Annotated in this window: 15 protein-coding genes and 1 tRNA gene; 5 read left to right on the top strand and 11 right to left on the bottom strand. The window is 65.1% G+C overall.

The window, feature by feature from the left end; genetic code table 11:
- From MTR62_RS14620 to MTR62_RS14610, 3 genes are all read right to left on the bottom strand, one after another.
- Positions 1–450: helix-turn-helix domain-containing protein (locus tag MTR62_RS14620; RefSeq protein WP_244022223.1), on the bottom strand; the 450-nt coding region annotated here is incomplete at its 3' end.
- A gap of 281 nt (positions 451–731) precedes the next feature.
- Positions 732–2,153, bottom strand: coding sequence for a hypothetical protein (locus MTR62_RS14615; RefSeq protein ID WP_244022221.1), 1,422 nt, complete (start codon positions 2,151–2,153; stop codon positions 732–734).
- Between the two features lie 101 nt (positions 2,154–2,254).
- On the bottom strand, positions 2,255–3,208 hold the full coding sequence (locus MTR62_RS14610) for a sulfotransferase (protein WP_244022218.1): 954 nt from the start codon (positions 3,206–3,208) through the stop codon (positions 2,255–2,257).
- Between the two features lie 589 nt (positions 3,209–3,797).
- On the opposite strand from MTR62_RS14610, the gene MTR62_RS14605 reads away from it, so the two are divergent.
- Positions 3,798–4,661, top strand: coding sequence for a glycosyltransferase family 2 protein (locus MTR62_RS14605; protein WP_244022216.1), 864 nt, complete (start codon positions 3,798–3,800; stop codon positions 4,659–4,661).
- Positions 4,610–5,653 (top strand): endonuclease/exonuclease/phosphatase family protein, encoded by a 1,044-nt coding sequence (locus MTR62_RS14600; protein ID WP_244022214.1) that lies wholly within the window; start codon positions 4,610–4,612, stop codon positions 5,651–5,653. Before MTR62_RS14605 ends, MTR62_RS14600 begins: the two co-directional genes overlap by 52 nt.
- 176 nt (positions 5,654–5,829) lie before the next feature.
- Here the strand turns inward: MTR62_RS14600 and MTR62_RS14595 are convergent, their stop codons facing one another.
- The 6 genes from MTR62_RS14595 to MTR62_RS14570 form a co-directional block, all read right to left on the bottom strand.
- Positions 5,830–6,387 (bottom strand): calcium-binding protein, encoded by a 558-nt coding sequence (locus tag MTR62_RS14595; protein WP_244022212.1) that lies wholly within the window; start codon positions 6,385–6,387, stop codon positions 5,830–5,832.
- Between the two features lie 704 nt (positions 6,388–7,091).
- Positions 7,092–9,824 carry a S8 family serine peptidase gene (locus MTR62_RS14590; RefSeq protein ID WP_244022210.1) on the bottom strand — a complete coding sequence of 911 codons (2,733 nt, stop codon included), beginning with the start codon at positions 9,822–9,824 and terminating at the stop codon, positions 7,092–7,094.
- A 556-nt stretch (positions 9,825–10,380) separates the two neighbouring features.
- Positions 10,381–12,243 carry a glycoside hydrolase 5 family protein gene (locus MTR62_RS14585; protein ID WP_244022208.1) on the bottom strand — a complete coding sequence of 621 codons (1,863 nt, stop codon included), beginning with the start codon at positions 12,241–12,243 and terminating at the stop codon, positions 10,381–10,383.
- 95 nt (positions 12,244–12,338) lie between these two features.
- Entirely contained in the window at positions 12,339–13,709 is a 1,371-nt protein-coding gene (locus MTR62_RS14580) for a polysaccharide pyruvyl transferase family protein (RefSeq protein WP_244022206.1), read from the bottom strand.
- A 231-nt stretch (positions 13,710–13,940) separates the two neighbouring features.
- Entirely contained in the window at positions 13,941–15,323 is a 1,383-nt protein-coding gene (locus tag MTR62_RS14575) for a protoporphyrinogen/coproporphyrinogen oxidase (RefSeq protein ID WP_244022203.1), read from the bottom strand.
- 545 nt (positions 15,324–15,868) lie between these two features.
- Positions 15,869–15,959, bottom strand: a tRNA-Ser gene (locus MTR62_RS14570).
- 312 nt (positions 15,960–16,271) lie between these two features.
- Here MTR62_RS14570 and MTR62_RS14565 point away from each other — a divergent pair.
- The 3 genes from MTR62_RS14565 (at position 16,272) to MTR62_RS14555 (ending at position 19,182) form a co-directional block, all read left to right on the top strand.
- Positions 16,272–17,177 (top strand): DUF1134 domain-containing protein, encoded by a 906-nt coding sequence (locus tag MTR62_RS14565; RefSeq protein WP_407672690.1) that lies wholly within the window; start codon positions 16,272–16,274, stop codon positions 17,175–17,177.
- Between the two features lie 272 nt (positions 17,178–17,449).
- Positions 17,450–18,628 carry an amino acid aminotransferase gene (locus MTR62_RS14560; RefSeq protein ID WP_244022202.1) on the top strand — a complete coding sequence of 393 codons (1,179 nt, stop codon included), beginning with the start codon at positions 17,450–17,452 and terminating at the stop codon, positions 18,626–18,628.
- Positions 18,628–19,182 (top strand): GNAT family N-acetyltransferase, encoded by a 555-nt coding sequence (locus tag MTR62_RS14555; RefSeq protein ID WP_244022200.1) that lies wholly within the window; start codon positions 18,628–18,630, stop codon positions 19,180–19,182. Before MTR62_RS14560 ends, MTR62_RS14555 begins: the two co-directional genes overlap by 1 nt.
- A gap of 28 nt (positions 19,183–19,210) precedes the next feature.
- Here MTR62_RS14555 and MTR62_RS14550 read toward each other — a convergent pair whose 3' ends face one another.
- The gene (locus MTR62_RS14550; protein WP_244022198.1) at positions 19,211–19,828 is read right to left on the bottom strand and encodes a riboflavin synthase; all 618 of its coding nucleotides are present in this window, start codon (positions 19,826–19,828) and stop codon (positions 19,211–19,213) included.
- 11 nt (positions 19,829–19,839) lie between these two features.
- The coding region (ribD, locus tag MTR62_RS14545) for a bifunctional diaminohydroxyphosphoribosylaminopyrimidine deaminase/5-amino-6-(5-phosphoribosylamino)uracil reductase RibD (protein WP_244022196.1) at positions 19,840–20,719 on the bottom strand (880 nt) is incomplete at its 5' end.

The following is a 20,719-nucleotide window of genomic DNA, read 5'->3' as shown; positions in this document are numbered from 1 at the left end:
CCCGTATCGCTTCGCGAGGTTCGCGACCGAAACTTGCGATCGCTGTAGCTCGCCTCGAATGGCGTGCGTGATTTCGAACTCTTGCCATAGCCATTGGACGAGGTCGCTGATCCGCCAGCGAACCACCACACCATGAACAGCAGGAATAGGGCCTGCTTCGATGGTTTCGGCCAGCGCGCGTCGATGGCAGTCGTCGAGGATAGTATCCGGCCCTGGCGCCTTGCGGGTTTCCAGACCATCAGGGCCATGCGCGTTGAAGCGCAGCACCCAATCCCTGACAATCTGCAGCGTGACACCGCCGACCTTGGGTGCCTCGCTTCGGCTTCCTCCGTCCAAGATCGTCGCAATCGCGAGCAGGCGGCGGATTTGGTCTGCATCCTTGGCCCGGCGAGCAAAGGCCCGTACCTGTCCTGGGCTGAAATCATCTCGAAGTCTGATTGCCGCGGCCATCGCAAAGCTCCAACCGTTTGCGATGATGAATCACGTCACGGCCAAGCCCGATACCCTCGGTGAGTCAGATTCCACAGGTTTTGGTACGAGGCATGGCTCAATGTCTGGCTGTGGGGCTTTCTTTCATTTTTAGCAATCGTAAATGATGGTGCTGTTAGTTGTCTTTATGAATTTTTAATTCATTTCAGTATTATCTTTTATGTAAATTTGTTTTTATTATATTTTATATTAAAATTCAAATATTTTCATATTAACATTTTTAAATTTACTTGTTTTTGTGCTTATTGGACTGACTGTTGCAGCATGCGCTGCAGGTTCGGGTTTCGTGGGGAGGCGGCTGAGTGTGAAAGCGCCGCTACCAACCCGAAGCCGAACGCCAGCATTCCGCCGAAGTCGGCATCGCCCACCATCAGCGCGACTACGAAGCCGGGAAAAAACGAAAAGCGAAAGCCGGACAGGAGCAGGCGTGCTTCTTGCGTTAACGCGCGTGTTCCGCGAGCCAGGCTCTGGATGACGAAGGCGTAATAGAGCATGCCCCCTAAAAGGCCGGTGCTGCTGAACACGGCCACCATACTGCTGGAAGTCCGCGCGGCGCCCAGGCCCACGCCAAGACCATGCGTGTCGATCAGGCTGGCTGCGGCGACGGCACGCCACATGCCACGTTGGTTGAACGAGTCCGAGGCGCCCTTTTGCAGTACCATGCGATCGATGATGTCATAGACCGGTGAGAGCGTGTCAGGACGTACGATCAGGACCAGTGAAACGGCGATGACCAGCCCGACCACCAAGGCCAGCTCCCCGACGATCCCGCGCTGGTCTGGACGTGATCGCGCGTTGATCCGCAGGAACCATTCCAGTGCAGCGATGACGAAGAATAGTCCGAGCCCAACATAGGTTCCACTGGACTTCGCGATCCACGCACAAGCCAGCAGGGTGATGAGAACCATCGGCGCGTATGTTTCGCGCAGACGGTGTGATGCAATTGCGGGGCGCAGGAAATAGATCGCACACAGAAAGGCGAGGCACAGTCCTCCGTAGGCAGAGGCTTCGGGCATCAATCCCACGACACGCTTGCCGCCCAGGACTTCTACATCGATCGCCAAGGCGTACGTGGCCGTGCGAAATGGCTCGAGCAGGCTGGACAGGGGAAGGAACTGGCTGGCGAAGTCCGCAAAACCGGTAAGAGCGGTCACGGCTCCGCCAAGGCACAGGGCCTGCAAGGCCTGCTGGCGCACCCAGCTCGATTGAAGAATCCGGGCAAAGGCAAACACGCTCATGATCGAGATCAGGAGGTAGGCCAATTGTGAGATATTCTGCATCGTGGGCCGCAGCGCGACGACTTGGTCAAGATTGCCACCGCGCACTGCGATGACCTGGACTGAGCCTGCGAACAGGCGTGGCATGAACACGGTGACGATGATTGCGACGCAGCCATAAAGGAACAGGAGCAGCAGACGATTGGGGCGCAGTGCCAACCCCAGCGCGACAGCGGGGCCATCACGGCGAGCAAAGGCGCGGGCTACGAGCATGAGAGCGATCATCGGCGTCGCCGTAAAAGTTAACCCTCCAGTGAGCGCGGTCGGGACGACCGCGAAGGCACCGAACGGCATTGAGGCGAAATACAGATAGAGGAGAACCGGCTGGCGACTGCCAATCCCCCAGGCTGCGAGCCCCCAAAAGAGTGCGATCAGGGCAAAACTCACGGTGTCATTCTCCTGACAGGGCGTGCGATGCCGCATGCCGGCATGAGAAGGTGCGAAGGATGCATGCGGACTTCATCGGGCTCGGCAATTGCCTGGCAGCCTTACCAGGCATCGATGCGCCGACCGATGAGCGCTTCAAAGCGGACGCGGCGCGGGGTCAGATAGTCTTCAAGGTAAGCGCGTGCGGGCCCTTCGTCGACTTCGTGCTTGTCGAAGCGCACGGTTGACATGGCGCGCAGTCCATCGACGACGGGGGCGGGCAGGCTCTTGCGGGCACGGGCCCAGATGGACGAATTGCGGATGCCGCTGACGAACGGAAAGCGCTGGCGGCGGCTTGTCGGTGGAGAGCGGTGGCGGTCGCTCAACTGCTCTTCGTCGTAGGCGAAATTCTCGAGGCCGAGCCATCGGAAACAGTCCGCCAGGGTATCACGGCGGCGCACCTTGAGGTCCTCGGCGACGATGACGTGGATTTGCTCGGGCGCGAAGTGGGCCAGATACTGCTCGATCTGCATGGCGTAATCCGATGTGTCCCGGTAGAGTGGATTTTCACGCATGGCCCGTTCGATCGGGAGTGGCTCCTGAAATTCCTTGTAGCGCTGCCAGTAGTGCGCGAGGGCGCGCGACACAGGCTCACGCACGACATAAATGATCCGGGCACCGGGAGCGGCGGCGGCGATGCGGGCGGCGACGCCGCTTCGTGAGGGCGCCTGTGCATAGTAGACGCTGGCTTCACCCCGATACTGGGCCGCTTCGCCGCCGTTCCACAAGTCCAGATAGGCTTCGCGGTCGTGCGAACAGGGGCGCCGCGCCATGATCGGCCAGAGCCGTTCCAGTTCGTTCTGCGCGACGAAGAAGCAGGGCTCCTTTTCCCGGCTCATGCAGATTTTCGGGTGGTAGCGCAGATAGGCGTGGAGTGCGCTGGTGCCTGATTTCGAGGCCCCTATCACAAACAGGTTCGGAGCCAGTGCGTGGTCATTGAACAGGTCGGCGTCGAGCGTCGTGGCCGGGTGCCCACCCGACGAGGAAGACCAGGCATTCTGTAGCGATTCATGCATCTTTCCGACCTCCGCAGGCGGGCTTTCGATGGGGGGAGAGTATCTCTACGGGCAGATGCATAGTATCGCCGTAGTCTCCATTCCGGAGCTAAACCGGGCTTTCACGCCATGGTTGGGATCGGGCGAACTGGCATCTCGGCCTCGTGACGGCGTTTGGCAGGCCGGAATTTCCGGGTTCGCGCGCACCTTCGCACTGTCCTGTGCGTGGGAGGTGCGTATCACCTTCGCGGCGGGAAGCGAGGTGGAAAGGGAGGCTGGCGCAAAGGGATGTCGGAGCGCGACTCTGCGGGCGCGCGCCGGTCCGGAGCATCTCCCAAATGGATGTATTTCCAATGGGCAGTTTTCCGGAGGTGAGGCACTCTTCCGGGGAGACATGGCGGTCGTTTCCGCAGGTTCCGGTCATGCCGGATCCATGCCCGCTTGCATGGTGCTTGCCACGACGCCGCCCGCCCGAGCACACGAAGTATCCTGACAGAGGAACGGTCCCATGCACGACGCCGCGCCCATTGCGCTTCAGGGCGAGCCAGCCGCATCCGCCCCGGCTTTTCACGGCGCCAGCCCGCCGTCTGCCGCCCAGCCAACGGTAGCGGTGGTTGTGGCGAGTCTGGGGCGGCCCGAACTGGTCGAACAGATGGTGCGTCTGATGGAGGCGCAAAGCGCCCCGCCCGAACTGCTGCTGTTCTCGGTAACGGGGGCGAGCGATCTTCCCGCAGAGCGTCCGTGCGGGGAGCGTATCCGGATACTCGAAGGACCCAAGGGGTTGTGCGCGCAGCGAAACGCTGCCCTTGCGTTCCTGCGTGGCGAATACGACATCATCGTTTTCTACGACGATGACTTCGTTCCCGGGCCGGACAGCGTGGCGCATATCCGCCACTTCTTCGCCGAGCATCCCGACGTTGCCGGGGCGACCGGGCACGTGCTGGCCGATGGCATCAACACGGCGGGAATAGATCTGCCCGAGGCTCTTGCGGTCCTCGCCGATCACCAGAAGGTCGACTTCCACCCCAACTGCATCGTGACCAGTCTTCAAGGGCTCTATGGTTGCAATATGGCCTATCGCACCAGCGCGATTGGCGAAAACCGGTTCGATGAACGGCTCAAGCTCTATGGCTGGCAGGAGGACGTTGATTTCGCTTCGTCGCTTCGCGAACGTGGGCGGATCGTCAAGACATTCGCGTTTTGCGGGGTTCACCAAGGGGTCAAGCACGGGCGGACGCCGGGCGTTCGGCTGGGCTATTCGCAGATGATCAATCCGGCCTATCTGGCGCACAAGGGCACGATGTCGCTGTCGTTCGCAGTGCGTCTGATGCTGCGCAATCTGGTCGCCAATCATATGAAGGCCCTTCGTCCCGAGCCCTGGGTCGACCGCCTTGGCCGTGTGCGGGGCAACTGGATCGGGATTTGCGACCTCGTGCGCGGTCGTTTGACACCGGAACGCATCGAGCGGCTTTGACGGGCTCCATGCGCGCAAAGCTCTGGCCGCGCACGACGCGCGGAGGCCGCCTTGCCGTTTCGCTAGCTGCGGGCCTGTTCGCCTTGGGTGGTTTGACTGTGATCGCTCCTGGTCTGTCCGAGCTTTGGCCCTGGTTCGATCTGGCCGCGCTTGTGCAGCGGCCTGCCGCGTTTGCCGGGCTGGCCGGGGCGGCTGGTCTGGTTTGGGCGTTGCGGTCCTGGGCCTTGCGCGGGCTGGCGCTGTTCGCAGCGATCGCGTTGTGCTTTGCCATTCCGTTGCGTGGCACACTTCCGGAGCGTTGTCCTGCTGGCGCGGGCACGCTTCGGATTGCCTGGATCAACGCGCAAGGGGCGCGCCATCCGGAACAGATCGTCGACTGGATCGCGGCGGAAAAGCCGCAGATCGTGGGCTTTGCCGAAGTAAGGCGCGTGCCGCCCCCGCTTGCCGCCTATCTACTTGTGCACTTGCCTTATACGCAGAACTGTCTGGGCAACGGACATTGTTCGACGGCGCTCTATGCGCGCGAACGGCCCGTCGGGGCACGCGCACTGGCGAGGGGGGACCCCGAGAACCGCAAGACCTTGTCTGGTGCGGCTCTCGAGTATGCGCGCATGGGCGGGGGAGGGCAGGGGCGCATCGCCGCCGTGCACCTCTCGCGCCCGACCTCCGCGGCGCAGCAGGCACGCGAACTCCAGCAGCTCGAAAGCCGGATGCCGATCGATGCCGATACGGTCGTGGTGGGAGACTTCAACCTTTCGGTTCGCATGACCCTGCTTACGCGATTTGCCGAGCGCCATCGTCTGTCGCTGGTGCTGGCGGATCGCCCGACCTGGCCCACGGTGTGGAGAGGGCGCCGGGTCGGCGGGCTGTGGCAAATCGATCAGCTGCTCTTGGGGCGCAACTGGCGTGCGAAATCCATGCGGGCATCGCCATTCCTGGGTTCGGACCATCGCGGGTTCGTGGCGGATTTGTGCCACATATCAGCGATGTGATTGGGGCGTTCGCAAGGCTTGTCCTATTCGGGGCACCCGCTTCTTTCAGGCTTTGCCCATGGCGTGAGCCGGGGTGGAGGAATGGCGCAGTAGCCCCTTGAAGCATGATGCCTACGCAGAAAAAAAACCGGATGCGCAGGCGCACCCGGTTTTTCGTTCTTCTTGAGGAAGATCGGTCAGACCAGCGACCAGGCGATATCCGAATCCACGACATGTTCGTCGTAGAAGATGACCGTCGTCGCGCCATAGGTCATGATCGTGTTGTTGCCGTCGTAGTTGAGCGTGTACGAGCCGCCATCGATCAGCACGACCTTGTCGATGCCCGTTTCGAAGTCGAAGACCTTGTCGTTGCCGTCGTCGGAATCGAACACGAACTGGTCCGCGTAGCCTTCGTTGTCGTTATTGTCGTTCGGGTTGTCGCCATAGAGAACGTCATCGTCGTTTCCGCCGATGATGATATCGTTGCCGTCGCCGCCGTAGATGCGGTCGTTCTGGCCGCCGCCATCGAGCAGGTCGTCGCCTTCGCCGCCGCGCAGCTTGTCGTTCGAGCCCTGGCCGTAAAGCTCGTCGTTACCGGAGCCGCCGATCAGGGTGTCCTGGTTGGCGCCGCCATAGACGACGTCGTCACCCGCGCCGGCCTGAACAACGTCGGTAGCGCCGCCAGCGCGGATGACGTCATCGCCGGAGGTGCCCTGCAGGGTATTGGAACCTTCGTTCCCTTCAACAAGTGCCATTTCGAGATGTCCTTTCGCATTTCACTGCATCGATTGTGTTCGGGGCGGACTTTTTCGTCCGTTTTTGTGTGCACAACTTGCAGCGACCCCCTCTTTTGCGCATCGTTTGTGAAACAGGCCGGTCCTTTTGAACGTGGGGTTGGCTCTGCTCATCTTCGAAGCAATGGCTAACATTTTTTTGGGGAATGCGCGGTTCGTTAATTATCCATTTCCGAGCGTAATTTGTGTTCAAGACTGTACTTTAAATATTTTTTCACATTTTCTCAGGGGGCTGCTCGAGATATTTGGTATGGTGAACTCGTCGTTAAGGACTGTTCTTGTGAATCGAGCGCGCGTTTGGTGCGGCAAAGTGCTTCCAAATCCGGTCGGTAAACCACGCAGCAGCCCCATGCACCATCGCAGGCGAAGTGCGTCCTGTCGCAGCCGGGCGGCGAGAGGCCCCGCAAGAGTTCGATTTTTGCGCTCCGCTTCGCGCCTGCATGGCCGCATCGCATCCTGGCCGAGAGCCCGCGCCGCGCCGGAGTGCTTGAGCGTTCAAGGGGCGCTGATGCGTCCGCATCGCCGCATCCCGGTATAAGGCGCCAAAAGGCCGGGTCCTGATGGATCAGGACCCGGCCTCCCCTGGTCAAGCGGTCATTGCTGGTGACCTGTTTTGCGCAAGGTGCAGCGCAGGCCCGTGTCTTCGTGTGGTGTGCGATCTCGTCTCAGGCGCAGAGCAGGCCCAGATCGCTCTCCGCCATCGAGAGGGTGTCGATGCCTTCGCCCATGACCCGGGCGACGTCGTAGGTGTGGTCGTTGTAGACCAGCTGGAGGAGCGTGGAGGAGCCGTTGTCCACCAGTTCGAAGTGGGCGTTCGATGCTTCGCTGCTGTCGATCCCGGTGATGAGGATGCGGTCGCCCTCGGCCGCGTTGAAGTCGTAGATCGCGTCGAGCGTGCCGAGATCGGCCTTGTCGAAGACGAAGGTGTCCGCGCCGGTGCCGCCGAACAGGCGATCGGCGCCCTTGCCCCCGTTGATCCAGTCGTCACCGGCATCGCCCTTGATGACGTCCTTGTCGTCGCCACCGAGCAGGGTGTCGTGACCGGCGCCGCCATACAGCCTGTCGCGCCCGCTGCCGCCTTCGAGCAGGTCGTTGCCCCCGCCGCCGAGCAGCTTGTCGTTTTCCGCGCCGCCGTCGAGGTGGTCGTTGCCGGCGCCGCCAGCCAGCTTGTCGCGGCCCGCGGTGCCGTGCAGGACGAGGGTGTAGGTGGGCTCGTCGACGGTGCCCGTATCGGTGCCGGTGTCGGTGTCGGTGTCGGTGTCCGTGCCGGTGCCCGTGCCCGTGCCCATGTCGCTGTCGCTGTTCGAGCTGGTGCTGGTTTGGGTCTGGGTGGCGGGTTCCTCACTCACTGCCGGGGTTTCGCTGGTCGCCGTCCCGGCCTGGTCGGCGTCGGTCGCACTCGTCAGGGTCAGCACCTTGAGCAGCTGTTCGAAGCTGTATGAACCGTCGTTGAAGGTGAAGGTCTCGACGTTGACGATCGAGGTCGCCTGTCCGACGCAGGCCGATATTTCCAGCACGCCGCTGGCGTTGAGGCATCCGGTGACGCTGCCCAGCTTGGCGTCGATCACCAGCGTGTCGGCGCCTGCACCGCCGTTGACGGTGTCGTTGCCGAAGCTGAAGTAGATCGTGTCGTCGCCGCGCCCGGTGTCGATTGCGTTGGCCGAGACGGTGCCATGGATGGTGTCGTTGCCGTCGCCACCGAAGACGTTCTCGATGCTGCCGTCGAGCGTCAGCTTGATCCCGGCGAGCACGGTTGCGGTCTTGCCCGAAAGGTCGATGGTCGAGTTGCTGGTGATCGCCGCAGCGTTGAGGGTGTCGGTGCCGCCATCGCTGTCCTTGAGCACCTGGCGTGTAGCCAGGTCTTCGCCGGAGTAGAGCGAGCCGAATTCATCGGTGTAGATGTAGGTGTCGTTGGCAAGGCCGGTGTCGTTGCCCGAGACGGTCAGCGTTACCGAGGCCAGCGTGCCGGTCATCGCCGCGCCGGTCTTCTCGACCGCGTCGGGGTTGCGGTTGTAGACTTCCAGCGTCCAGGTCCCGGCCGACTGTTCGCCCATCGAGGCCACCGAGCTGAAGGTGAAGTTGCGGATCGAACCGACGCGGTCAACATCGGGCAGGTCGTAGACGAGCTGGACGCGGGTGCCGTCCGGGGAGACCAGGTAGACGTCGAGGTTGCCGGTTTCGGTCCAGCGCAGGTCCATCGAGAGCTGGACCTGCTCGACCGAGAGAGCCTGGTCGACATCGATGGCAACCGAGATGAAATCGTTCTGCCCCGCGACGAGGGTCTGGCCGACCTTTACCGTCTCGCTGGTGGTGGCGAGGTTGGCGTAAGTCTGCTGGCTGGTCCAGGTTTCGGCCAGGCGCACCGCGTCGTGGACGTTGAGGAAGCCGTAGCCGAACGCCTCGTTGAAGTGCAGGCCGCCGCCGTTGAAATTGTCGGCGCCATTGGTGATCCAGCCGTTGCCCAGATAGTCGGTGTCGGCGAGGCCTTCGCGGCGCGCCGAATAGGCGAGGATTTCCTGCACGTCGCGATAGCCAAGCTCGGGGTTCGCCTCGAGCATGAGGGCGATCGCGGCGGTGACCGCGGGCGCGGCGAAGGACGTGCCGCTGTAGTCCTCGTAGCGATCGTTGGTGTTGGTGGTGTAGACGTCGCGGCCGGCAGCCGAGATCAGCACGTTGGCCCCCACGCTGGTGAAGCTCGAGGCGTGGCCATCGGGGTCCACCGCGCCCACCGCGATGGTGTAGGGCGAGTTCTGGAAGTTGTGGTAGTTCGAGGTGCCGGTGGTGCCCGCGTTACCGGCTGCGAACACGATCGAGGTGCCAAGTCCGCCGCGCCCTTCGCTCACCGCGTAGACGAGCGAGGCTTCGTAGTCGGGGTTGGTCTTGAAGTTGTCGGCGAGGTTCGAGCTGAAGCTCCAGCTGTTGTTGACGACATCGAGGCTGGCCGCGCTCTTGAGAGCGGCGAGAATGTCGGTGACGGCGCTGTCCGAGCTGTAGTCGATGCCCAGGCCCACCAGGGTGGCGCCCGAGGCGATGCCCACAGTGCCAACTCCGTTGTTCGCTTCGGCCGAGATAACGCCGGCTACCGCGGTGCCGTGGAAATAGGGCAGGTTGCTGGCGTCGATGGTGACCTGCGCGGTGCCCTGCGCGAAGTTGTAGTCGAGGCTGGTGTCGTAGGCGGCCTTGAGATCAGTGTGGTTGAAGTCGATCTGCGAGTCGATCACGCCGACCTTGATGCCCGTGCCGGTGTAGTCTTTCCAGACCGAGAACACGTCGATGCTGAGCGGCGATGTGGTGTCGCCGTCGAGGTACCACTGCTTCTTCTCGTACTTGTCGTTGTAGTAGTACGCGTCGGCCGAGATCGAGCTATCCGTGGCGGCGATGATGGTGGTGTTCGACATGATCAATCCTTTTTGTGGGCGTGCTCACAAAAACGGAGGCCGATCAGGGGGAAGGCGTCCTTGAGCACTGAATTGATCGTCGAAGTATGGTTTGGCCAATGAAGAGGTTCTGTATTGGATTGGTATATTAAATTTAACGAAAAAAGTACCTAAATATTACCTTTTTCGTGCTCTGGATCTAAGTGTTAATTCGCATTTTCGGTGACTGCCTAAACGTTTGCAGTCCGCGCAGTGGCGCAAATCCGCCGAGTGGGGCTTTCCGTGTTAGGATGAAAGTAACCATGCGGGGGCGACCTGTCCCAGGTGTCCCGTTTCATGTCAGGCGCGGAGCCGGGCGCCACGCACAAACGCGGTCCGGCCGCAGCCTCCGGGCGCTGTACGATCGGGGGCGAACGGCGAAAAAAATGCCTGCAGATCGTCAAAAAAGATGGCGATGGACCCGCCCGGCGGTCGCGGCGGGTGCAAATCCGGGCGGGACGTGAGGGCGATTCGCCGCGCCGAGACGGCGATTCATGCCAAGTTGCAGCGATGCGGGCGCAACCGCCTCTTGGAACGCTCAGGCGCCGTGCGGGCAGGCGGCATCGTCGAACAGTTGCACGCGGTAGCGGACCGCGCCGGTGCGGGGACGCGGGCTGTCCGGCCCGACAGATTGGCCGGCGCGGTTCGCAGCGAAGCGCACGGTGAGGGCCTCTCCGGCCTCAAACAGAATGGTGCGCGTCAGCGTGGTTGCCCGGTCGAGCGGTTCGCTCACCGGCGGCGTGCGCGGCGTTTCCAGGGAGAGGGTAAGCGGCAGGCTTCCGGTCGCGTGCGCCGATGAAACCGGTGCGAGTGTCGCTTCGAGCCGGAAGACTCCTTTGTGCGGGGGCCTGAGACGCAGCACGAAGGCGCCGTCCTCTCTGCCGAAATCCGGGCGCAGGACCTGCGCGTCGATCCGCGCGGCGCGATAACCGGGGAGCCCGAGGTAGGGTGTCCAGGGAACGCCGCTGCGCTGCTGGCCTGGCAGGGTCACGAAATCCTGCCGCTGCCCCTTAACCCATGCAAAGCGTTCGAAGGTACCGGGCGGCTGGGGCGGCGTGTGCCTGGCGTTCTCATCTGGCCCGGTGCGAGGGGCGGCTGGATAGGCGAACTGGTAGAAGCTGTCGGCAACCAGCGGCGAACATCCCAGCGTAAACGGAGTGTGCGCGGGATCGGCGTTGCCATCGGCAAGGACGATCAGGGCGCGATCAGGAGCCAGGCGCAGGTTCGCGTGGCCCAGCGGCTCGCCGCTTGCGTCGAAGGCCTGGCTGCCCGTGCCTGTCAGCGTGAGCGGGCGCGGTGCGCCCCACAGCACCCAGGCGTGCGTTGCGAACCGGGTGATGAAGGTGAAGCGGTCGGGGCTCTGCGCAAGGGCGGGTTTTCCGGCCAAATGGCTCTGTACAAAGCTGAAGGCGCGTCCTGTCGGGGTACGCGCGCCGCGGCGGTCGACAAGGGCGACAAGGCCATCGCCGCGCGGGCTGAGGGGATACCAGTCCATCTCGCGCGCGCCCAGGGCGGCCAGCGTCACGAAACCGCGAACCAGGTCATCGGGGGCGGTCCGGGGTGTTGCGCTGCCGAATTCGGTGACGAACACCCCGCGCCCTGACACCGCCGGGCTGCGGCACAGCACGCCCAGTTGCGCGGGCAACTGGTCGATCGGGGTGGTGTAGGGGTGCAGTGCGAGGCCCGTGATTGCGTGCTGCGGATCGTTTTCGAGCAGCGGCCAGAGGAACCCGCCGGGCAGCGAATGCGTGGCGCCGCCCAACACCGTGACTTCGGCGCGCACGCGCGCGACGGCCGCGCTGACCGCGCGCACGGTGGCGAGGTGAACCTGCCTTCGCGCGTCCAGTCCGCCTTCGCGGACCGGGCCGGTCACGAAGTTCGCGCCGTTGATCTCGTTACCGATCTCCAGCGTGTCGATCGCCGGGTAACGCTCGACCAGCGCGGCGGCGAAACGCCCGAGCGCGGCGAGCGCGTCCGGGCTGTGGGGCGTTTTGCCCCCATCGTAGAGCGGATTGGTGGTGTTGATCGTCAGCGTCAGATGCATGGCGCGCTGCAGCATGAGGTCGGGATAGCGGGTGGAGGCGCTGTCGAAGCGGTAACGGCCTTTCTCCCGTTCGACATCGGGCCAGCGCAGGCTGTCGCGCAATCGGGTGAGGCCAAGCGTCGGGGCGGCATCGAACACGGCGGGTTGCCAGCCTTGGGAGAAATTGGAGGCCGCGCCCAGTCGAAGCGGCGGAGAAGCCACCGCACCGTTGGCAAAGCACCCTGTGACCTGGGTGGGTGGCGATGGGCTGCGGTCTTGCGGCGCGGCGATGGTTTCCGGAACGAGGGGGCCGATCAGGCTCAGGGCGGCGAGCAGGGCTGCACCATCGTGGCCCCGCCGCCGCGCGATGGTCCGCAAGTCGCAAAGCGATAGGCGCTGAGCAAGGACCTTTCGCCGGATACGGGTCGGAACCTGGGGGATGGCGGTTGGGTCACGCGGGAACGCGCCGGGGGTCATGCCGGGGCGCCGGGGTAAACCACCTCGTGCATGGCGCGGTAGAGCGCGCGCACTCCGTCCATCGCTTCTTCCAGCACGGCATCGCGGGCGGATGGGGCAATGCCTTCGCGAAGGGCACCCAGAACCTGCTGTGCGGCTTGCGATGGCGGGGTCTGGTGCGCGGCGGCGAACCACTGGGCGCAGTTCACCGATTCGACGAACGAGGCGAGCTTGCGGTCCCACGCCAGCGCGAGGAAAGGCACCGCGCAGGAATAGGCGGCGATGATCGCGTGCATGCGAAAGGCGACGAGCGCGTCGAGCCCGGCCACGCAGCGCACCAGATCCCCCGGCGTGGCTATCGCCGGGAAGGCCAGGCGATCCGGCCCGGCGAGGGCGGCGATCGGCGCCTGGAGGCGTGCGAGCGCCGCGCGGTCTTCCGGGCTGCCGTTCGAAAACAGCGTGAGATGGCACCCCTGGTTGAGCAGCTGGCGGGCGAGATCGCGATACCAGACGTCAAGCGCGTCCTCGTCCATGTCTTGTCCGCCATGGTAGCGCACCGCGAGCGCGCTCATGATGTTGAGGCCTATGCGCGGGGCTGCGGTAGGGTCGCAAGGCGAGGCGGACGCCCCGAAGATGGCGGGCGCGGTGCCGTCCGTAGTCTGCCGCGAGCCGATGCGAAGCCCGTAATGTCGGGCGGCGAGCAGGCCGGGATCGCGCACCACCCGGGCGGGCAGCGCGAAAGCCTCCCCGGCGAGTTCATCCCAGGCCTGGCGGGAGGCCTCGTCGCGCACGAAGACCGCGCGCACGGTCCCGCTGCCAAGCGCCTTGTGCAGAAGGGTGCGTCCGCGCCGGCTCCATCCGTGGCTCACGCCCACGCCGTACAGGAAGACCGGAAGGCCCGCCTGCCGCGCCGCCTCGACCGCGCGCGCGATCTTGGTGGGGAAATTGAGATCCATGTCGGCAAGGAGGTTGCCGCCGCCAAGGACCACCGCGTCGCACCCGCGAAGCCGTTCGCGGTAGTGTGGTGACCAGTGGCGCTGACCGGCCAGGAAAAGGGGCAAGCGGACCGCCTGCGCGCGTAGCGGGCCGGGTAGGGCGTGCAGCAGGCGCATCGTGCGTGCGCGCGTGGAAGAACCTTCGCTGTAGGCCGTGCGGGCGGCCAGGTCGATCGAGGTGGCTCGCCCTGCGCCGCAGCGCACGAGCGCCCCTTCGAGGCATTCGCTGAGCAGGCCATCGCCCAGGTTCGGACTGTATTTGACGTTGAACAGCCCAAGCCGCAGGCGCTGCGCTGCCAGGGGATGGTCCGTGGCCGGAAGCGGTGGAAGTGCGCCGGCGCTGGCGGTTGGGTCCGGAACGAGACCGGGCGCAGGAGGGGTCTTGATGAGCATGGCTAAGGGTTTATCCGGCAAGGCTTGCGCGGCCAGCGCAATTGCCACCTGTCTGGAGGTAATCGATCCCGATCGGCGGGGGCTACCAAGGCTGCGCGCGGTGCCCGTTTCGTGGCGTGGCCGGACCAGCGGGGATCGGCCCGCCGCAGCGCTGGGGGCAATGGCAAAGCGGTGTCGCGTGCGGGGCTCGCCGGCGTCGTGGCCGGGCCAGAGCCCGCTTGCGTGCGCCGGTCAGGCGCGCAGCGCATGGCTTGCTTCGGCGGGTTTGCCGCGGATGGGACAGTCCGCACCCAGCGACGCCAGCGCCAGTTCCTCACCCACCCGGCGGATCACCCCGCTCGAGGTCGGGAGGTATTCAAAGCGCCCCTGACGTCCGACCGGGACGATACCCGCCTGGGTGATCCGCTCGATCACCTCGTTCAAAACCGCCTCGGTTCCGGGGTGGTAGAGCGGATAGCAATCGCGCACGTGTTCGTGCCCTTCAAGAGCCAGGTCGCGTGCAAGGCCCAGCTGGCGCAGATGCGCGGCGAAGTCATCGAAGACGCGTTGCGGGTCGTGCGTGGCATCCGGCGCGATGGTGCATTCCACGGCCATGTATTCGCGCTCGATCGCGGGATCGGGGTAGATTCGCGAATAGATCGTCGCGCGCTTCCACAGTCCGCTCCGGTCGAAGTTGAACAGCACGTTGCCGACGCCCGGATCGAGCCCGGCGGCGGAAACGAACAGCGTGGTCATGTCGAGCGAGACGAGCCCGCTGGGGGTGCCGAACAGCGCGCGGTGGACCGTGTCGAGCGGGATCGTGGAGACGAGAGCCGGGCAGCGCAGGTCGCCCTGGCTGGTGCGGACACGAAACACCGGTCCTTCGCGCGCGATCGAGAACAGCTCGGCCCCTAGCCGGATTTCGACGCCGCGCGCTTCGAGCCGCTGGACGATGCGGTCGAACAGCGGAGCAAAGCCTTCGCGCGGGCGAACGTGCAGATCGCGGCGCGGGCGGTCCTTGATCGAGCGGCGGGTGAACAGCGTTCGGGCGCCCATCCGCACGAGGGCTCCCATCCGCGTCATGCGTTCGATGAAGGCCATGCGGCGAAAGAAGAAGCCCTCGCTGACCTGTTCGGGGGGGACATGGTTGAAGCGCGCGATATAGTCGCGAAGGCCGGTCGATGCGAAGAAGCGGTCGCCCAGACGCTGGCGGCATATCGCGGCCAGCGTGCCATCGCGCGAGACCGACGCGCGCGACCACAGAAGATCGAGGAGACCGCGCGCGAGTTGCCAGCGCGAGCCGCGCAGCAGTTCGCGCGGTTCGATCGGGTAGTGCAGCAGTCCGCCGCCCGGCGCGATCCGCCTTTGTCGCCGGGCAACGGTCGGGCAGAGTTCGCGAAGGCCGGGCGCCATGGCGAAGATGCGCGCGGTATCTTCGTAGAAGATCGAGCCGACGTCGAACGTATAAGGGCCGATGTCGCGTGAGCGGTGGGTCCCGCCGCAGCTCTGCCGGGCTTCGATCACGGTGACGCGCATTCCCGCCTTGCTCAACGTTTCGGCCGCGCTGAGCCCGGCTATGCCACCGCCAAGGATGACGACATGGTTGCCCGCTGGTTCGGGAGGGCGTTCAAGCATGGAGGCCGCCTTGCGCGCTACGCGCTGATTGGAGGGCGCCGATCCTGCGACGGCGTAGCGTAGCGCGCTGCACGGGTCGTCTGCCCATGCGGGCTGAGACCCCGCCACGGGGCGTTGAGTCCGGATTCGAGGAACAGGTGCAAAGCGTCAATCCAGTGCCCTTGCGTTCAAGCAGAGTGTTGTGCGCAGGCCATTCCCCGATGGAGAAGCGTCTGCTGCGGCGCAATATGGATGAGCCGGAAGCCTGATCCGGGCAAGGCGGGAAGCCTCCATTTCGAATGCGACTGCACGCTCGGACAGGCGGTGGATCGGGCGTTGGGATCGGAGGGACGCGCGTGCGGCGCGCGCGCACTGGCAGGGCCTGTCGCCCAGCTTGGGCTGGGCCTGCTTCCGGCGTGTCCGAGGGCGCGCATTTGGCGCATCGGTTCGTGCCGTCCTCGCGGCAAAGCGGGAAATTGGGGCGTGAAAGGGAAAAGCGGGGCCGTTCGGGCGGCGATCGGCGCCGGCTGCTGATTTCGGATCGTTTTCGAGAAAATCAGCAGCCGTGGCGGAGACGGAGGGATTCGAACCCTCGGTACCCTGATAGAGTACGGTTCCTTAGCAGGGAACTGGTTTCAGCCACTCACCCACGTCTCCGTAGCGGCTCAGGCGGTGGCCTATAGCCATGGTCTCGGGTCGCCGCAAGGGGCCGTTTGCGGATTTTCGGTTTCTTCTGAGAAGGTCACGGATTTGCGCGCGTGAAGGCCGGGAATCGCGCAATGGTGATGGGGGCTCGGCCTGCCGCAAGCCCGACTCGCTCCATCGCCCGTTCATTGCGAGGTCATGCTCTGTGGATTGTTAATGATGCGACGTACCATACCGGCCCCTCAGGGGTATACGACGGGAGAACCGCAAGGTCGGTATTCGTTTGGCGCAAGAAATACGTAGGGCGCGACAGCCCAGGAGGAAATGCACGTGCGCAAGCAAGACACCCCGCGGCCCGGTTTTCGTCGCGGTCTGATTGCCGCCGCAGCCGCCGTCCTGGCCATGCTGGGGCCCGTGGGCACGGCCCATGCCCAGATCCAGACGGTCGATCCCGACACGGTGATCGATGGCGATCTGCAGAACGGCACGACCACGACAGGCAGTGCGACGTCGACTTCGCAGAGCGCAACCGGTTCGACCGGGCGGTCGGGCGAGCTGCCGCCCAAGGATACGTCCAGCGGCACCGCGATGAGTGCGGGCAACGGCACGCCGCTCGATGCGACCCCGGTCCCTTCGCAGCCAGTGCAGGGCGATCCCTCGATGCCCCCGCCGGCAAGCCCGACGACGGGCAGTGGTGCGAACTGGAACACCCCGCCCTATTCCGGGCAGGGGCCAACCGATACCGGCGAGACCTATCATGAAGACGATCTGATCGGTGCGGCCGAAGGCGTGTTCGGCAAGGGCGCGCAGGGGCTGGCCGATCTCATCAAGGACCTGCTCAAGAAACAGGGCGAGCCCAACGCCTACATCGTCGGTCGCGAGGCGGGCGGCGCGATCGGGGTGGGGCTGCGCTATGGTTCGGGCACGCTCTATCACAAGGTCGAAGGGCAGCGCCCGGTCTACTGGACGGGGCCATCGATCGGGTTCGACGCGGGGGCCAACGCGGCCAGCACCTTTGTGCTGGTGTACAACCTCTACGACACGCAGGACCTCTACAAGCGCTATGGCGCGGGTGAAGGGCAGGCCTATCTGATCGGCGGTTTCAACGTGTCCTATCTGCGGCGCGGAGACACGGTGCTGGTGGCGGTGCGCGCCGGGGCCGGGCTGCGGCTGGGCGCGAACATCGGGTACATGAAGTTCTCCGAAAAGCAGCGCTGGCTGCCGTTCTGATCGCATCCTTCCCGCTCCGGCGGGCGGGAAAGGGCGCGCATCGATCGCGATGTGCGCCCTTTTTCATGTCTGCGCCCGGCGTTTGCAAAGATTCGTCCAGGAGCGGCGGTCAGCCTTGATTGGCGGGCTTCTTCGCGGGACAGAAACTTGCGTGGCAGGGCTCGTCGACGGTCTGGTGGGCGCGGGCGTGCAATTCGCTCCGCCCTATTTGTTGCAATTGCTTCAATTCGCCTGTTGCGCCGCGCTGCGGGCGGGAGTAAGTGCGCCGCGCCATGCTTACCAACCTTCAGCAACAGCCCGCCGACGCGCTTCTTGCGCTGATCAAGCTCCACAACGACGACCCGCGCGCCGACAAGATCGATCTTGGCGTGGGCGTCTACCGTACCGGGCAGGGGGAAACCCCCGTGTTCGGCGCGATCAAGGCGGCGGAGCAGAAACTGGTCGAGACGCAGGATTCCAAAGCCTACCTCGGCCCTGAAGGCGACATGGGCTTTGTCCATGCCCTGATGCCGTACATTTTCGGCAAGCAGGACCCCGACATGGGTGGCCGTATCGAGGGTATGCAGACTCCGGGTGGTACGGGTTCGCTGCGCCTGGCGCTGGCGATGGCGCAGCGTGCCGGTGTCACGCGCGTGATCGCGGGCAAGCCGAGCTGGCCCAACCACAACCAGATCTGCAAGGACCTCGGCCTCGATGTCGTGGAGTTCAACCACGCCGCAGCGGACGGCACGGTTGACATGGACGCAGTGCGCGGCGCGATCGCGGCGGCCGGGGAAGGCGATGCCATTCTCCTGCACGGTTGCTGCCACAACCCGACGGGTATCGACTACAGCCACGAGAACTGGGACGAAATCGCGGATCTGCTGGGCAAGAGCCCGGTCCTGCCGATCATCGACCTTGCCTACCAGGGCCTGGGACAGGGCATGGAAGAGGACGCCTACGGCCTTCGCCGCGTCCTTGCCGCCGTTCCCGATGCGCTGGTGTGCTACTCGTGCGACAAGAACTTCGGCCTGTACCGCGATCGCGTCGGCGCACTGTACGCGATGACCAAGGTTCCGGCGGATCTCACCAAGATCATGTCGAACGGTCATGCGCTGGCGCGCGCCAACTGGTCGCAGCCGCCAGACCACGGCGGTGCGGCGGTTCGTCTCGTGCTCGAGGACGAGGCGCTGACCGCGATGTGGCTCGACGAGCTCGACCAGATGCGCGTGCGTATGCGCCAGGTGCGCGACAAGCTGGCCGCCGCGGGCGTGACCGGCGGGGTCGACCTGTCGCCCATCGGCGGGCAGAACGGCCTGTTCTCGATCATTCCCTTCACGCCCGAGCAGGTGCAGGAAATGCGCGCCAAGCACGGCATCTATTTCGCCGGTTCGGGCCGCATCAACGTGGCGGGCCTCACCACCGGCAACATCGACCAGTTCATCGCCGCCGTCGCGGACGTGACGGCCTGATGGCTTTCGCGCGTCAGCCGGTCCTCACCGGGGCCCGGCTGACGCTGCGGCCTCTCACCGAGGCCGATTGGGAGGCGTTCCGCGCGATCGCCTCCGACCCGCTGGTCTGGGCCCAGCACCCCTCGCACGATCGCTGGCAACCCGAGATCCTGCGCGCCTATTTCGAGGCCGCGCTGGAACGCGGCGGGGCGCTTGCGATCATCGAGCGGGCGAGCGGGGCCTTGATCGGATCGAGCCAGTTCGGCCCGGCCGAGCTGGACTGTCCGGGCGAGCTGGAAATGGGCTGGTCGTTCCTCGCCCGTACCCACTGGGGGCAGGGGTACAACCGCGAATTCAAGGCCTTGATGATCGGCCACGCGCTCCACCATTACAGCCGCGTGGTGTTCCAGGTGGGCAGCGAGAACACGCTCTCGCGCCGCGCGATGGCCAATATCGGCGCCACGCTGACCGATCGCACCCGCACGTACGAGCGCAGCGGCGCGATGGTCACCCACGTCATCTACGAATTCACCCGCGAGAGTTTTGCAGCTGGACCCCTGGCCTCCGGCGGGTGACGCCGGGTTCCTGCGGCTCTGCGGTGGCTCAGCCGCGCAGCGCCTGCATGCGCTGGAGGTATCGGGCCAGCACGTCGATCTCCAGATTGACCCCGTCGCCCTCGGCCAGCGTACCGATGGTGGTGACTTCGGCGGTGTGGGGAATGATGTTGAGCGTGAAGTGGCACGCCCCGTCGGCCTGATCCTCCACCGCATTGACCGTCAGCGAGACGCCATCGACGGTGATCGAGCCCTTGGGGGCGAGATAGGGGGCAAGCTCGGTCGGGGCGGCGATCACGAAGCGCTTCGAATCGCCGACAGGCGTGATCTCCACCACTTGCCCGACACCGTCGACATGGCCCGTCACGATGTGGCCGCCCAGCTCGTCACCCAGCCGCAGCGCGGGTTCGAGATTGATCGCAGCGCCCTTCACCCAGCGTCCGGGGACCGTGCGCTGGATCGTCTCGCCCGAGATGTTGACTGCGAACCACGCATCGCCGGGCGTGCCGCCGCGTTCAACTACGGTCAGGCACACCCCGGAACACGCGATCGAGGCGCCGATGGCGATGCTCGCCGGATCGAACGGGCAGGCGATGATCGCGCGCAGGTCTCCGCTCTGGCGCGCTTCGCGCACGGTGCCGATGGCGGTGACGATTCCGGTGAACATGATCGGGGTCCTTATGCTGCTCTGCGCGCGCTGTAGATTTCGAGGGTGTCGCTGCCAAGCGTGCGCCGCTCGGCCAGAACCCACTGCCCGTGCGCCGAGGCGAGGCTGGCAAGGCCAAAGTCGCCAAGCCCGGCCCGGCCACCGATGAGGATCGGCGCGCGGTAGATCGCCAGCCGGTCGACCAGCCCCGCAGCCAGGAACGCCGCAGCCGTTTGCGCGCCGCCTTCGACGAAGAGATGGTGCACCCCCGCCATCGCGGCGATCGCCTGCGGGGAGGGCAGGGCGTGCCAGCCCTCGGGCGGCCGGGCGCGGGTCAGCACCCAGCGCTCGGGGCTGCGGTGGGCAAGGCCGGGCAGGCGCACGTCAAGGCGCGGGGCATCGGCGCGCAGGGTTGCCCCGCCGATCAGGATCGCATCGCTGCGCGCGCGCAGGGCGTGGGTGTGGGCGCGCGCTTGCGGACCGGTGATCCACTGGCTTTCGCCTCCCGCCGTGGCGATGCACCCGTCGAGCGAAAGCGCGAGCTTGAGAGTGACTTCGGGCCGGCCGAGCGTCCTGGCGATGAGGTAGCCCGAAAGGCTCTGCTCGCAGGCGGCGCTGGGGATGTGTTCGGCCGCGATCCCGGCGGTGCGAATGCGGGCGATCCCGGCTCCGGCGGTGCGCGGATCGGGGTCCATGCAGCCGACCACCACTCGCGCCAGCCCGGAGGCGGTGACGAGATCGGCGCAGGCCGGACCGCGTTCGGAACGGTGCGCGCACGGTTCGAGCGTGACGTAAAGCGTGGCGCCGCGCGCGGCGTCACCCGCCAGCGCCAGCGCCACCGCTTCGGCGTGGGGGCGCCCACCGGTCTGCGTCCAGCCGCGCGCAATCACGCGGCCCTCTTTGACGATGAGC

Source organism: Novosphingobium organovorum (assembly GCF_022832435.1).
GTDB classification, from domain to species: domain Bacteria; phylum Pseudomonadota; class Alphaproteobacteria; order Sphingomonadales; family Sphingomonadaceae; genus Novosphingobium; species Novosphingobium organovorum.
Note: the sequence above shows the minus strand (reverse complement) of the source record. Positions and strands in the feature narration are given on the sequence as shown.

What these genes read in the sequence shown, in the direction of transcription:
- MTR62_RS14610 (WP_244022218.1), bottom strand. Translation starts at nt 3,208, where the DNA reads ATGCATGAATCGCTACAGAATGCCTGGTCTTCCTCGTCGGGTGGGCAC.
- MTR62_RS14595 (WP_244022212.1), bottom strand. Translation starts at nt 6,387, where the DNA reads ATGGCACTTGTTGAAGGGAACGAAGGTTCCAATACCCTGCAGGGCACC.
- MTR62_RS14590 (WP_244022210.1), bottom strand. Translation starts at nt 9,824, where the DNA reads ATGTCGAACACCACCATCATCGCCGCCACGGATAGCTCGATCTCGGCC.
- MTR62_RS14580 (WP_244022206.1), bottom strand. Translation starts at nt 13,709, where the DNA reads ATGCTCATCAAGACCCCTCCTGCGCCCGGTCTCGTTCCGGACCCAACC.
- MTR62_RS14575 (WP_244022203.1), bottom strand. Translation starts at nt 15,323, where the DNA reads ATGCTTGAACGCCCTCCCGAACCAGCGGGCAACCATGTCGTCATCCTT.
- MTR62_RS14565 (WP_407672690.1), top strand. Translation starts at nt 16,272, where the DNA reads ATGCACGTGCGCAAGCAAGACACCCCGCGGCCCGGTTTTCGTCGCGGT.
- MTR62_RS14560 (WP_244022202.1), top strand. Translation starts at nt 17,450, where the DNA reads ATGCTTACCAACCTTCAGCAACAGCCCGCCGACGCGCTTCTTGCGCTG.
- MTR62_RS14555 (WP_244022200.1), top strand. Translation starts at nt 18,628, where the DNA reads ATGGCTTTCGCGCGTCAGCCGGTCCTCACCGGGGCCCGGCTGACGCTG.
- MTR62_RS14550 (WP_244022198.1), bottom strand. Translation starts at nt 19,828, where the DNA reads ATGTTCACCGGAATCGTCACCGCCATCGGCACCGTGCGCGAAGCGCGC.